The 13,861-nt window shown below is 60.4% G+C and carries 10 protein-coding genes; 5 read left to right on the plus strand and 5 right to left on the minus strand.

Features of this window, described 5'->3' with window-relative positions:
• Window positions 1–30: 30 nt before the first annotated feature.
• The 5 genes from HMPREF2681_RS10175 to HMPREF2681_RS10195 all read right to left on the minus strand — a co-directional run bounded on the left by HMPREF2681_RS10175 (window position 31) and on the right by HMPREF2681_RS10195 (window position 8,290).
• The gene (locus HMPREF2681_RS10175) at window positions 31–3,429 is read right to left on the minus strand and encodes an arabinosyltransferase domain-containing protein (RefSeq protein ID WP_070547037.1); all 3,399 of its coding nucleotides are present in this window, start codon (window positions 3,427–3,429) and stop codon (window positions 31–33) included.
• A gap of 132 nt (window positions 3,430–3,561) precedes the next feature.
• A complete protein-coding gene (locus HMPREF2681_RS10180) occupies window positions 3,562–5,583 on the minus strand; it encodes a galactan 5-O-arabinofuranosyltransferase (protein WP_070547039.1) in 2,022 nt (673 codons plus the stop codon).
• A gap of 109 nt (window positions 5,584–5,692) precedes the next feature.
• Window positions 5,693–6,454, minus strand: a complete 762-nt coding sequence (locus HMPREF2681_RS10185; protein WP_070547041.1) for a decaprenylphospho-beta-D-erythro-pentofuranosid-2-ulose 2-reductase — start codon at window positions 6,452–6,454, stop codon at window positions 5,693–5,695.
• A 25-nt stretch (window positions 6,455–6,479) separates the two neighbouring features.
• On the minus strand, window positions 6,480–7,949 hold the full coding sequence (locus HMPREF2681_RS10190; protein ID WP_016421825.1) for a decaprenylphosphoryl-beta-D-ribose oxidase: 1,470 nt from the start codon (window positions 7,947–7,949) through the stop codon (window positions 6,480–6,482).
• 113 nt (window positions 7,950–8,062) lie between these two features.
• Window positions 8,063–8,290 carry a hypothetical protein gene (locus HMPREF2681_RS10195; RefSeq protein ID WP_005510976.1) on the minus strand — a complete coding sequence of 76 codons (228 nt, stop codon included), beginning with the start codon at window positions 8,288–8,290 and terminating at the stop codon, window positions 8,063–8,065.
• A 19-nt stretch (window positions 8,291–8,309) separates the two neighbouring features.
• Here HMPREF2681_RS10195 and HMPREF2681_RS10200 point away from each other — a divergent pair, with 19 nt between their 5' ends.
• The 5 genes from HMPREF2681_RS10200 to HMPREF2681_RS10220 all read left to right on the plus strand — a co-directional run bounded on the left by HMPREF2681_RS10200 (window position 8,310) and on the right by HMPREF2681_RS10220 (window position 13,764).
• Window positions 8,310–8,963, plus strand: coding sequence for a hypothetical protein (locus HMPREF2681_RS10200; protein WP_049193890.1), 654 nt, complete (start codon window positions 8,310–8,312; stop codon window positions 8,961–8,963).
• Between the two features lie 51 nt (window positions 8,964–9,014).
• Window positions 9,015–9,998, plus strand: coding sequence for a hypothetical protein (locus tag HMPREF2681_RS10205; RefSeq protein ID WP_070547043.1), 984 nt, complete (start codon window positions 9,015–9,017; stop codon window positions 9,996–9,998).
• A 78-nt stretch (window positions 9,999–10,076) separates the two neighbouring features.
• Window positions 10,077–10,610: a GtrA family protein gene (locus HMPREF2681_RS10210; protein ID WP_070547045.1), complete on the plus strand. Its 534-nt coding sequence runs from the start codon at window positions 10,077–10,079 to the stop codon at window positions 10,608–10,610.
• 18 nt (window positions 10,611–10,628) lie between these two features.
• A complete protein-coding gene (locus tag HMPREF2681_RS10215; protein WP_016421829.1) occupies window positions 10,629–12,551 on the plus strand; it encodes a glycosyltransferase in 1,923 nt (640 codons plus the stop codon).
• Between the two features lie 10 nt (window positions 12,552–12,561).
• A complete protein-coding gene (locus HMPREF2681_RS10220; RefSeq protein WP_070547047.1) occupies window positions 12,562–13,764 on the plus strand; it encodes a hypothetical protein in 1,203 nt (400 codons plus the stop codon).
• Window positions 13,765–13,861 lie beyond the last annotated feature (97 nt).

Here is a 13,861-nt window from a genome sequence, read left to right on the forward strand (position 1 = left end):
TAGGTGAAGGAGGCACCGAGGCTCTTTCGCCTAGGGATCCTTCACAATCATCTTCCCGGGCGAGTATAGACCCGAGCGAGTGATATCTTCATACTCAATTTCGGCGACATCCGGCTTGACCTTGTCCTTATTCGGACGCGGCGAGAGCTTCTCGACGGAACCCCAGTCGCGGCGCCAGTCGTTCTTGAGGTAAGTCGGTACGGACGTAGCCTCATTCACAGCGTCGGAGAATCCGAGCGGACCACCGCCATCGACCGACTGCCAGACATCTGCACCGACGACCTTCAGGCCACGGTCCGGAGTGATGCGGTACTCCGGAAGCTCTGCGACACCTGCGTAGTGGTCGAACGGACGCTGGCACGGGAACTGGAAGGCAACCGGCCAGTCCGGGATAGTCGCAGTTTCCGGTGAGATGACATCAGTCATCGACTGCAGTTCGGCCAGGCGAGGCGGGGTCAGCGCCAGCCACTGATCCTCGGAGACGTCATTGTCCTCCGCGACCAGTCGCACAGCGGTGGCTCCCTCTGGGATCTCCTCGGTCAGGAAGCGCAGGTTACGCCAGGTCGGAGCAGGGCCAATATCAATCGGCTCCGACTCGGAGAGGACCTCGAAGCCATCCTCGTCGCCGCCCTTGCGACCGTACTGTGCCACCAGCTTGCGACCCGGCTGAGCAACACCGTTGATGTCGTGGTGGAAGATACGGCCGGCCGCCGATACGACGAGTAGCGGGTGGTCCTCGTCAATCTCAGGCAGCTGGAACCAGGAAGTTTCCAGGCTTGCCGGACGCTGAATGTCCTCGGAGTAGGAGCCAAGCACCGGCACCTTATCCGGATTCAAGCCAAATGGCAGCTCGACCTGCGAGCCGTTGACACCCTTGTCGGCGCGCTTACCGCCGTCGGTGCCCGACGCGGAACCGCCCTCAACTGTGGCTTCCGGATCAGAAGATTGATCATCAGTGTCGGCAGTACTTGCCTGGCTCTGGCTGGTGTCCACAGCTTCGGCCTTCATGTTTGACGGGACGCCGTTCGGGTCGAAGCCACGGCTCTTGCCGCCACCGCGCAGCGATTCCGCGAGCGGCTTGCCATCGACGGTATTCAGGAAGCCATCGTTCGGATCGGTTTCCATCAGCACATCGCTCGCCAGATTACATGTCTGACCAGCCAAGGAGCGGATATTACCCGCGGCGACCGAGTAGGCCGGGTACTGCGATACTGCGCCCTTGCCCAGCGAAGCCACCATGAACATCGTCACCAACAGTGTCGTCACCGCAATCGGGGACGATGCAACTGCATTGATGCGGCGCACGCGTGCCGACTTTTCCTGCGACTTCGGCTTGGTACGGAACTCCTGGACGAAGTTCATTACTGCACCAGCCAGCAGCAGTAGCAAGGCCAGAGCCAATACTGCTGAACCCAGCTGGTGGCCGCGCAACTGAATGGTCTTGTCGAACCACGGCACACCGTAGGACGACACATACCACCAGCCGTTAATACCCATCAGCGAGAAAGCGAGGATGAAGGTGAAACCACCGGCAAAGAACAGCTGGTTGCGCGGGTTACCTGCTACCCAATGGCTAATGGCCATAGCGGCAAGTGCTGCCAGGGAAGCCGCGATGCCCGCGTACACGCCGAAGTGGTGCGTCCACTTTGTCGGCGTGAAGGTCAGGAAGAACATGGTGCCGATGAACATGAACACCAGGCGTGCCGACGGACCGGCCAGAGCCCCCGGAACGGTGCGGTGACGAAGCAGCGCGGCAATCGTGATGCTCAAGCACGCCAGTGCAATCAGAACCGGGAAACGACGCGGGAAGGCGCCGTCGACCGACTGCAGCACCAGCCAGTAGTAGCGGACGTACTCGTTGTACCAAGGCTCCGACGGGCCGATGATGCTGCGGACACGAATGGACTCGCGGACCGTGGCCAAAGTCTGGTCGCCGAAGACACCGACCAAGATGGCGGTGCCCGCAGCCAGGAACGGTGCAATCTGCATCAGTGGGGCCTGCCAACCACCACCGAGAGCCTTATGGCGCTCAACGACAATGCGCACCAGCATCGGGATGCCTGCGAGCAGGGCAGCAACTGCCATTAGGCCCGTTGGGCCCGAGCCCAGTGCCAGCGTGGCGATAACCACTGCGACTGCAGCTGGCAGCAGGCGTCGAGTTAGAATTGCGCGCTCGATAAATACCCAGGTCAGCAGGGATCCCAGAGCAATGACCGGCTCCGGGCGCAGTCCGTTGTTGTACGGCAGCCAGAAGGCCAACAGCACACCAGCAGCAGACCAGTAGGCCACCCGGCGCTGGGCAATCTTCTCGCCGAGGCGCGGGATAACCATTCGGGAAATAATGAACCACACCAGCAGTGCGGACAGCAGCGCAGGAAGTCGCATCCACAGAGACGAGGTGGACACCTTCACCATCAGCGACAGCAGGTCGTAGTAGGGGCTGCCGAACGGTGACTCAGGAGCGCCGAACCAACGGTAGTAGTTCGCCATGTAGCCCGACTCGTCGGAGACGCGCGCCATGGTGAAGATGTAACCGTCATCGGAAGTGTTGCCACCGATGAAGTGCCAAACGACCAAAATCGTGCCAACCAGGATGTCCAGCGGAGTCGGCTTCAACGCACCGCGCTTGAACAGCGGAGTGAAGGAGGAACCGTCGATACGGTCAATGCGAGCTAACGCGACCAGAGAAGCCAGCGTCAGAAGCAGACCCAAGTACATGACGATGTACTTCACCACTGTCGGGTGTGAGGTGTAGCGGGAGTCGATGTTCATGTGGACATCGAGTCCATCGGCTACGGCCTTGGCCACGTCGCCGTCAGCGGGCAGGTCAGTGTAGATACCGGTGACCTGCGGGCGGTAATCGCCCTGTGCGGTGGCGGTGAGCTTCTCACCATCTGAGTTCTTGGCGCCGTCGATGTTGACGGTGGTCTCATGCTCGTTTGAGCGGATCTCCAGGATCTTGCCCTTGTTGCTGGCAAGCTCCTTCTTATCCAGGCTCATCACCACGCTGTCGCGCAGAATGACGTCGAGGCCGTCCTTGCCCGAACGCACCATCAAGCCCCGTTTGGTCGGCTTATCCGCGGTTGGCGGGATAGTCGACAATAGGGTTGTCCGCTTGTCGGAAAGTTCATCCGTCAGCGACAGAGGCAAATCGACGCTCAGGTCCAACGGTGCCTGCGCCATGAGTGGCGCATCCACTGAGTTCAGTGTGTCGCGCTGAGGCCAAGACACGGAGGACTGAGTATTCACGACCGGGAGGAACGGTGTGATGACAAAGCAAATGAAACCGACGATTCCAGCGATAATCGCTGTCCAACGAGTCAGTGTCGTAGGAGAGGGGCCGTCCATAGGCGGTCTCTCCACGCGGTCGATGGTCACTTCGGGTGAACCGTCGACACTTTCTTTGATTTCTTTAGTTTCGGCAGTCACAAGGAAAGATACTACGGTAATTGGCCTTTTTCTTTGAGTTTGCAACGCGAAAGTTACATCACAGTTTCCACATTAGTAACAGGAATCACGTTTGCGGCAGGGGATAGCCGCCCAATACCTACTTGCCAACACCTATTTGCGAACCGCCACTACAAACGGGCCGACCTGGTTTAGCTCCCAGTGCTTCTCAAATGCAGAGCGGGCAAAATTCAGGCTCCGGAAGACCACATTCGGATTGTTCGGATAGATATCATCCGCGATGTCCAACGTCAGCGGAGCGGCATCCTCGCCATCAGGCGTCTCAACCTCGCCTCGCAGCACAATGGCATCTGGTCCGCGCCACGGCGTTTCGTCCATTGCCTGCACGAGCTCATCGGGATCGCGAATCTCCGACCATTCCTCCAATGCCTGATTACGGCGGTCAAACTCACCCAGAGGGTTAGCGTAGTGGCTGGTCAGTGCCTGGAATCCATACCAGGGATAGAGTGCTTGGAAATTCTTCTCATCCGTCAGCACCACTGTCTGGGCCGGATCGAGCCCGGCCTCCTTCAGCGTTTGGTCCACCGCTGAGTACCACGCCCCGGCATTCGGTGGGAAGCGGTCCGCGCGCTCGCCGTTACCGTCGGTGTCGGTATGCGCCAAGTCGATGGCACCATGCAACTTATTCGGAATCGACTGCGCGTAGCCAATGCCCGCCAGCAGCAAGACTGCCGCCATTACCGCGGAAACGCGCTTGGCAATGTGAGCTGGTGCCGCCTGCGGCCAATACTTCTCGATGCCGTTGAGACGGGCGTCGGCAAGCGCGACCACACCAGCCGCGATCAGCATGAACGTAATCGGTGCGGTGAGGCGGAACCCCAGCAGCGTGCGTCCGAGCAGCGTCGCCACCATCGAGGCCACTACCCAGCCATAGAGCACCAGCGTGCCCAGGCCGAGCGCGCGGGCATCCGGCTCCGTGGCGCTGACCAGCATGCGCACGACACCGATGAAACACAGCACACCGATTACGCTGGCGGCGAGCATCGGCAAAGGCAGCTGCGCGCCCTCCGGGGGCAGGTAGTGCGTCGCTGTCGCGCCCGAGCGCGGTGCCCCCGTCGCAACCGCCAGCATGTACGGCCCCCACACCGTCGCCGCAATCAGCATCGATCCCACGCCCATAATGATCAGACGCACTACAGGCATCCAAGAGCTTGACGACGTCCACGCGACCACGGCCAACACGACCACAATAAGCGCGCCTACGGCAGTGTAAAGAGTGTAGAAAGTCGCAGAAATACCCAGGAAGACGAGCACGCCAAACATGGCGGACCAGGCGCCGGTGAGACCGCGCCAGGCCATCACGGTCATCGCCGGAAGCCCCATAGCAATGACTGCGGCGTAGGGCTCATCGGCGACAGTCGCCAGGGCGACCGCCGTGGTTGTCAGCGCAATGCCAGTGGCCACGGGCAGGGAACCACTCAGGCGTTGCCACACCGGGACCAAAACACAGCCAGCAGCGGCGAGAGTAATCAACGCCCAGGGCTGGAAGACCTCCCAGCCGGCAATGCCAAGAATATTGGCCAGGCGTCCGCCCAGGAAGAACCAACCAGCTGGGTAGAAAGACGGGATGTCGATGTACGACATGTCATGCAGGCCAGGCTCCGAGGCCATCCTGGTGAGGTACTCAGTGCGGAACTCCTGGTCGACGGACAGACCGTCCAACCACAGCCTGGTCGAGCCCAGCGGGAGGCCGACGGCAGAGACCACCAAGATGGCCGGTGACATGTAAGCCATCAGATACGTCAACCACGTTAGCCACCGGGGGCGATTATCTTTGCCCTTGGTGGCGAAGAAATACAGCAGGACGGTGGTGAGCGTCAGCGTGATGACAATCAGCGCTGTTGCGACTGCCCTGGTCAGCTGCGAGCCGCCAAAGGCCGGCAGCGACAGGCGGTGGAACACAAACCAGGACGCTAGAGCGATAACCGAACCGCCCACAAGCGCTGCGAACAGGTAGGTCAGAGCAGCCTTGAGGGAGAGCTGGTCATCGTTGAAGATTTCGTAGCGATCTTCGTCAACCAGCTCACTGTAGGATCGTGCGCCCGTTGTGTTGGCGCTAGTGTTGTCGGCACCCGTGGTGTCAGCGCTCGAGGTTTCGGCCTGCTTGTCTACCATGCCCTCAAGTTTTGCACAGGAACCGGACTCCGACGAACGGCGGAGCTAAAGGTGGGTAGGCCAGCCTGCCTAGCCCCGCCGAGTTCCATCGAGTCGACCAAACCCGCTCTTAAATCGGCAGCTTCTTGAAGATCGGGCGTGGGATGTGCTTCAGCACCATCATCACTAGCTGGAATGCCGGCGGAGCCCAGACCAGGGTTTTACCGGCCTCGACGGATTTCACTGCGAGCTTGGCGACATCTTCCTTGTTCACGGTCAACGGAGCCTCGTCCACGTCAGCGGACATACGGGTACGGACCTGACCAGGGCGGATAACCAGGGTCTTGACACCGTACTCATCCAGGGCCTCACCCAGGTTCAGGTAGAAACCATCCAGGCCGGCCTTGGTGGAACCGTAGACAAAGTTGGAGCGGCGCACGCGTTCACCAGCGACGGAGGACATGGCAATGAACTGGCCGTGACCCTGCGCCTTGAACTTCTGACCGACGAGAACACCCATCGACATCGCACCGGTGTAGTTGATGTTCGCAGCCAGGACGGCCTTGCGCTGGTTCTGCCAGAGCTCCTCGGCGTCGCCAAGCATGCCGAACGCGACGATGCAGATGTCCACGTCGCCGTCGGCAAATGCCTTATCGACGACCTCTGGGTGGGAGTCGAAGTCCGTTGCGTCGAAGTCGAGGGTGACCACCTCGGAAGCGCCGGCGGCCTTCATCTTTTCAGCGGAGGCCTCGCGCAGCGGATCGTTCGGCAGGGAAGCCAGGATGACCTTGGCCGGGCCCTTCTTCAGGAACTCGGCGGTAATGGCCAGACCGATTTCACTAGTGCCGCCGAGCAGCAGGATGGACTGGGCAGCGCCTACAGCATTAATCATTGGGGCTTAAATCCTCTCGGTTGTCTTAGTGCAGTTCCAGTCGACGCGACATGTCAGAGGCGAAGACACCGTGTGGGTCAATCTCATTGCGGGTGTCCAGCCAGCTCTGCATCTCGGGGTACATCTGGTGGAAGTTAGCGGCGGAAGTGCGCGACTCCTTGGCCAGGTAGAGGCGGCCGCCGAACTCCATGACGCGCTTATCCAAATCATCGAGGAAGGCGCCGAGACCCGGTTTGATCGGGAAGTCCACGCAGACGTTCCAACCCGGCATCGGGTAGGACAGCGGAGCGCGGTTACCCTCGCCGAACAGCTTGAATACGTTCAGTGCCGAGTAGTGGCCGGAGCGCTGGATATCGCGGACAATCTCCTTGAACGGCTCGACGGCCTCGCGCGGAACAACGAACTGGTACTGCAGGAAGCCCTTGGAACCATATCCGCGGTTCCACTCGCCGATGAGATCCAGCGGCTGGTAGAACTGCGTGAGGTTTTGCACCTGGTTGCGGTAGGTACCGGACTTCAGCCACCACAGCTCACCAATGCTGATCATGGTCAGCTTGTTCATGGTGAAGGACGGGAAGATATCCGGCACAGTCACCAGCTGCGGAGCGTTGAACTTCAGCGGATCTTTGGCCAGCTTCGGGGCGTATTCCTCCAGCTGAGCCAAGGTTGCCAGCGAACCGCGGGAAATTGCGGCGCGTCCCAGCTTCGGCTCCGGTGAGATGGCGTCGAACCACGCGGAAGAGTAGGTGAAGTTCTCCTCGGAGCCATCGGAGTGGAACTCGATGGTCTCGTCCAGAGTGTGGGTCATGTCGCCGTCGGCGATGAAGTAGGCCGTCTCGGTCTTGGTCATCTTGATCCGAGCGCGGACAATAATGCCGGTCAGGCCCATGCCGCCGACGGTTGCCCAGAACAGTTTGCCGTCCGGGTCGTCTGCAGAGCCCTCCGGCTCAAGGTGCAGGATACGGCCGTCAGCGACCAGCAGCTCCATCGACAGCACGTGGTTGCCGAAGGAACCTGCGGAGTGGTGGTTCTTACCGTGAATATCCGGACCAATGGCACCACCGATAGTGACCTGGCGAGTTCCCGGCAGCACCGGCACCCACAGGCCGTAGGGCAGTGCGGCCTTCATCAGCTGGTCCAGCGTGACACCGCCGTCGACATCAACAATCGCCGACTCCTGGTCAATGGAGTGGATCTTGTTGAGCTTCTGCATGTCGATGACCAGACCGCCCGAGTTCTGGGCGGGGTCGCCGTAAGAGCGGCCCATACCGCGGGCAATTACACCGCGGCGCAGGTGGGCAGGCTTGTCGGAGTTCTGGTCTGCGACAGCCTTGACGGCGTTAACGATTTCATCCAAGTCCGGCGTCGACAGCACCTGGGACTTAGCGGGGGCGGTACGACCCCAACCGGTCAGGGTCCTGGCTTCTGTGTGTACGGCTCCGTAGGCACCGTTCGAAGCATCGGTGCTGGACTTGCCGTTAGTGTTAGTGGACATCAAGGCTAGGCTACCCCTTTGCACCGGCTCCGTCGCCCGTGACGCTCCGAGGTGTTGGTCACGCTTGAGGTCGCGCACGGGCCGTCGGAAAGCAAGCGAAATATACGGAGAGACTATAGATCCATAATTTTTCGGATCTCTTCCGGCAGCATTTCCTGCGAGGTGATCTGCGGGCCGTCGTACGCCTCGAGTGCGCGGTAGACCTGTGCGCGTTCCTTGCTGTCGAGGATGGGCAGTTCCTCGGCGAACAGCATGACCATCTGGTTCGACAGCGGGGTGTTGGTGTACTCGGCGGCCATGTTGATGGTTTCACGCGGCTTCTTCTTGAAAAAGTCGAACATGCGATAAAGGCTACCCCGCGTGGGATCCGTCACTCGCGATACCATCAACCTCATGACTTCCACGCCTGCTGCTACTCCGCAGACCCTTGCCGTATGTAGTTCCACATCGCCCGTTGTCATTTGGCATGTGGAGCTCTCGCCGTCCTTTGCAGGCGAGAGGTTGTCGGGTGCATGGCTGGTGGATCCGCTTGACGACGGAGCCCTGGAGACCGCCACCAATCTGCTCACCGGTTGCTTTGTTGCGTCTGTGACCGCGGGCGATGGTGACGGTGACGCTGCGGCAGAGAGTGCAGAGAGCGCTGAGGGGGCGGACCTGCTATCGCATGCGATTGAACAGGCAGGGGCCACGGTGGTGGACCTGCCGGCATCGGTGGCTGGCATTCGTGACCACATCGGACAGCTGCGCGCCGCCGCGAAGGAAGAGAAGGCCAAGCCCGGCAAGGGAAATCTGACGGAGCCGCGGTTCCCCAAGGTCAACGACGTAGAGGTGATTGATTTTCCGCATGTAGGCGAAGAAGTCGCAGGGCCGGTGCTGGGGCTTGCCCGCGGGGTAGAAGAGCTGGTGGCGCAGTGGACCGCGGTGGAGTCGCAGCGCCTGCGTCGCAAGTACTTGGTAGAGCCGTGGGGTGCGGAGCCGCGCCAGATTCCGCTGGTAAAAACGCGCGCATTGTAGCGAGTTTTTGCCATCCAGGCCACATTGTTTTTCCTGCGTACGCTGTGAGGTATGGCAGCACAGACCGATAACGTAGTCGCCTTCCCAGGCGTTCGCGTGGCCACGGAACCGGCCACGCTCATTATCGGTGCCTCTTTAGAGGAAGAACCGTGCAGTGCCCACCGCGTCTTCGGGGTCAATGACCAGATGGATCTGCGAAGCCTGTCCCGCGTGTTAGCGGTCATCTTTGGGTGGGGCGAGGAAAGCGTGCCGACGAAGTTCCATTTGCCCGGCTCTGCGGTGGAGTCTGCGGCGCAGCTGGTGACTGGCGGCAGACCCGCAGCGGTCGGAGTCGTCGATGTTCCCCTGTCCACCACAGTTGCCGAGGTGCTGCAAAGTCCCGGCGATACCCTTATCTGGCAGTGGGGCTTGTGGGAACATACCTTGCAGGTCAGAGAAGCTTTTGCCCGCGATGAGGCCACCCCGGATGCCCTGTGTATCGGTGGCTCGGGCTCTATCCGCGCACTGGGGGATATGGACGCGGAGGAGCCGGTAGATATTGCCGCAATCAATAGGGAACTGACCGGACGGGACTCTATTCAAAATACGTTGGCCACCGCTCGTGCCGATGTGGTGGACATCATCGAGAGGTCGGGGGTGTTTGAATTCGTGCCCCTGTTACAGGCTCTGGACCTGCAGAGGTCGGAATCAACCGCGCTGGAATTGACCGGGGAGGCGGGGGAGAGCGTCGTTAAGCGATTGCGCGCATTGCCTATAGAGGACGCCGAGAAAGACCCGGCCGGGCACGATGCGGCGTTGGTGGAGCTGCTGTGTTTGGCGGCGCTGACCTCGGATGAGCTACGGCATGATGTGGCGGCGCATGTCATGGAGCGCCTCGGCTGGGAGAGCGACGAGGGCATCCCGCTATCCGGCGAGGACGTGGAGGAATTGGCAGCGGCTAGCTGGGCGGAGATGAGCGCGCTGGGGCTAGCTGGGGAGGATACGCTCTCGCCGGTGGAGCGGCTGGATCTACTGCGTGAGGCGCTGCGACGTTAGATTTTTTCTCCTCTTTATTGCTTGTTTATGTTCGCGCTGGCTGTTTGTTAGCTGGCCGGTGGCCTAGAATTCCTAGGCGTGTCAGCGAATGAAACAGCAAATGAAAACCCGAACCGCGACAACGGCAAGCTCGGAAACGGCTCCCACGAAAACGGTTTTGTCGTAGAGGACTCGGCCGCAGTGCCAATGGCGACGGAGGCCAAGGACGAGCACGGACTGAAAGTGCAGATGATGCGCTTTATTATCTCCGGCGTCATCGCGGCGGTGGTGGACTTCGGCCTGACGTTCATCATGCTCAACGCCTTCGGGGCGACCAACTTCTGGGGCAAGACGGTCGGCTGGGTTTTCGGCACGATTACGGCGTACATCATTAACAGCCGCTGGACCTTCAAGTCGAAGTCCTCGGCGAAGAAGGTGCTGGCAGTTGCGGTGCTGTACCTGATTACCTACGCCACCCAGGTCGGCATCTTTAATGTGTTGCAGCCCTGGCTTGTCGAGGCCTGGGATTGGAACGCGCAGTGGGCACAGTTCGGCGCATTCGTCGTCGCACAGGGCGTTGCGACGGTAATTAACTTCATCATTCAGCGTGTATTCATCTTCCGTGTGAAATAGCGCGATACGCTGGGGGACGTGACTTCGACTGCTTCTAATAAGGAATCCACTCAGCTGACCGCCGAAACCGATGTTGACATGCTGACTATTCAGCGCGTGCTGTTTGCTCCGCCCGCAGACTGGGTGGAGCCGGATTTGTACTACCGAGTCGAAGGCGTTGGCGCCTACGACAGCTCGGTGCAGGCCACCCGTAACTCGATCACGCTCGGTCGCCACACCGTGGTGCGCACTGACACCTACTTCGGTCGCTTCCGAGCTTCTTACTGGCAGCGCTGGACCTCAATTAAGCAGGTCGAAATCCGTGCGCGCGTGGTCGGTTCCGCGCGTGTGCTGGCCTACACCGAAGATATTGGGGGCCACCTCCGCTTGGAGGACTCCTGGGCAGCGGGCGGCTCGGATGCCGACGGCAACTGGACCGGTGAGCACTCGCCGATGTCAGGTTCTGCCAATGAAGAGGTGCGCCTGACCGTCCCGCTGGACCGCTTCGCCGATGGCGGTGCCATTCACTTGCGCTTCGACACCGAGGACGCAGGCGCAAAGATTTCCGATGTCCGCTATGTTGTGCCCAAGTCGGCTATCAAGCGCGATATTCCGACTGACCTGGTCATTTGTTCCTACAACCGGCCGGTTGACTGTGCTCGAACCGTCGCCACGCTGGCAGAGGACCTGCCAGCCCTTGAGCGCGTTCGCACCATCCGCGTCGTTGACCAGGGCGAACAGCACCCGGCCGACGAAGCCGACTTCATCCAGGCCAAGGAGATCCTCGGCGAGCGTCTGAACGTTGTCCACCAGCCGAACCTCGGCGGCGCCGGCGGTTTCTCCCGCGGCATGCGCGACGCCACCGCTGCGGGCGACTGCATGGTTCTGCTTACCGACGACGACATCCGCCCCGAGCCCGAAACCACCTTGCGCCTATCCGCCCTGGCCGTATGCGCGGAAAAGCCGATGCTGCTCGGCGCGCAGATGCTCTTCCTGTTCAACCCGACCAGCCTCTTCCGCACCGGCGAGACCTACAACTGGAAGGCGCTGACCGTCGAGGAGAACGACCCCAAGTTCGGTTACGCCGACGTGGACGTGCGCAAGTACCACCAGCTGCGTCGCCTGGGCGTTGACTACAACGCCTGGTGGACCTGCCTGGTGCCGTCCGAGGTCATTAAGAAGATTGGCCTGGCGCTGCCGCTGTTCTTCCAGTACGACGACATCGACTACGGATTCCGCGCCGCCAAGGCCGGCTACCCGACCGACACCATTCCGGGCGCCGCCGTCTGGCACGCCGATTTCTACTGGAAGGACATCGAAAACGCCGCCCAGTACTTCGGCCTGCGCAACTCGCTTATCGCCGCCACCATGCACGGCGATGTCACCGCAAAGGACATGGTCAACGTCGCTTCACGACGAATCCTCTCGAACCTGGTCTCCATGCGCTACGGCCTGGCCTGGACGCAGATGGAAGCTGTTCGTGACCTGCTACGTGGCCCGGAGGTGCTGAAGAACGCATCGCAGGGCGACTTCGCTCGCATTTCTGCTGGTCGAAAGAACTTCCCGGAGACCGAGCTGCTGCCGATGCACGAGATGCCGGGTGGTCTGACCCCAGTTCGTCCGCCGTCACACGAGATCTCCAGCGAAAACAAGACGATGGCAAAGCGGCTTGCGTACACCCAGATGGGTAAGAAGCGCCCGGGGCCGGTGGCTGTGGCCTTCGAGGACTCCTTCTGGTGGCACATTTCCACCTTCGACGACGTCTGGGTCACCGATGCCTCCCAGAACGGTGTGCGTCACCTGGTCCGCGACCTGGATAAGGAAAAGTCCATGCGCGCCGAGACCATCAGCCTCATGCGCGAACTGTCCTCCAAGTGGGACGACCTTGCGAAGCAGTGGCGTGCCGCCGTGCCATCTTTGACCAGCGAAGACAACTGGGAAAAGTTCTTCCAAGGCGAGTAGTTCTTCAATCATGACCACGCACACACCCACGCCTTCGACTAGCTCAGGTGACAAAACCCGCAAACAGCTCATCACCATCTTGGTGCTGCTGGTGTTGATTATCCTGTTGCTGGCTCTGTTCCTTTTCCTCCAGGTTTCTGGGGATCGAGGTGGCGATTCGGCGGCTGCTGAGGGCAGTGTGTCGTCGTCAAGCGAAAATGGCGATGCGCAGGTGCAGGCGCAGGCGGAGAAGGCCGTCGTTGTGTACAAGCAGGTGCTGGCGAACCCGGCGCCACTGCAGACTTTTGTCGGAGAAGTTAGTCCTGGTGGGGCGATGAAATATGCGCTCGTGCATCTTGATGATGGGTGCGTGCCCGAGCTGGTGCTGAACTATGGCACAAGTGCGATGAGCGCCGAAATTGATGCGATTGGTGTCTACGGCGTTGACGAAAATGGTCAGGAAATTCAGTTTCAGAATTCCTACCATGACGGCGTGACTTCTGTGGGCGGTGTACGTCGCGCTCTTCAGCGAGCTACTGGTCAGCCGGGTATGTTCTCGTTTTCTGCAGAGAGGATGGGGCGCGATCAGGAAGATTTGCTGGTGACGCGCCAGGGCAATGAGCTGGTGGAAACGCCTGCGAATCCGGGTGCCGGGGAGTTCGAACAGTTTAACTGGATTCCGGTTGACAACCTGGATGTCGTCGAGGCCATTGCTGCTGGTAATGACTGCGCGCCGGGCTCGGGCTCGAATGGTACTGGCGCTGATGGTGGTAACGGTGGCAACGGTGGCCCGAATCCGACGGCGGGGCAGCAGGCTTCGGGGTCGGGTTCGAACTCGGACTCGGGCTCGGGTTCGCAGTCTGGGGCTTCGGGTTCTAGTTCGCAGGGGTCGAGCAACGGAACCAGCGGCCAGCAGACCGTGACCGGTACTGTGAAGGTTTTCCAGAATCGAGCCGAGGTTCTCGCTTATCAGCAGCGTGAGGATCCCAACCCCCATACTGCCGACGATCGACAATTTGCGATTCTGGTTCTCGACCAGCCAACTGAAGTGACAGCAAAGCTTGCAGGAAGTAATGAATCTGAGACACGCACTATTGACCATGTCGTGATTAACCCAAGTCTCCACAGCGACGGGGAAAGGGTAACGATTAGCTTCTCAGCTGACGAGAAGTACTGGCCGTCAGACACCGGCATTCCGTTCGGTCTCGCAGTTGAGGACGGCGCCAAGTACTAAGTAAGCGACAGCTGGGTGTCCGCAGCTAGTTATCCACAGCCGCCAAATTGTCCACAGAAACGGGCAATTCGGCGGCTTTTCTGCTGCCAATTTCCGC

Origin of the sequence: Corynebacterium sp. HMSC064H12, assembly GCF_001809925.1 — a bacterium.
GTDB classification, from domain to species: Bacteria; Actinomycetota; Actinomycetes; order Mycobacteriales; family Mycobacteriaceae; genus Corynebacterium; species Corynebacterium jeikeium_D.

Coding starts and splice junctions, on each gene's coding strand:
- HMPREF2681_RS10220 (WP_070547047.1), top strand. CDS start 12,562: ATGACCACGCACACACCCACGCCTTCGACTAGCTCAGGTGACAAAACC.
- HMPREF2681_RS10190 (WP_016421825.1), bottom strand. CDS start 7,949: ATGTCCACTAACACTAACGGCAAGTCCAGCACCGATGCTTCGAACGGT.
- HMPREF2681_RS10205 (WP_070547043.1), top strand. CDS start 9,015: ATGGCAGCACAGACCGATAACGTAGTCGCCTTCCCAGGCGTTCGCGTG.
- HMPREF2681_RS10195 (WP_005510976.1), bottom strand. CDS start 8,290: ATGTTCGACTTTTTCAAGAAGAAGCCGCGTGAAACCATCAACATGGCC.
- HMPREF2681_RS10185 (WP_070547041.1), bottom strand. CDS start 6,454: ATGATTAATGCTGTAGGCGCTGCCCAGTCCATCCTGCTGCTCGGCGGC.
- HMPREF2681_RS10180 (WP_070547039.1), bottom strand. CDS start 5,583: ATGGTAGACAAGCAGGCCGAAACCTCGAGCGCTGACACCACGGGTGCC.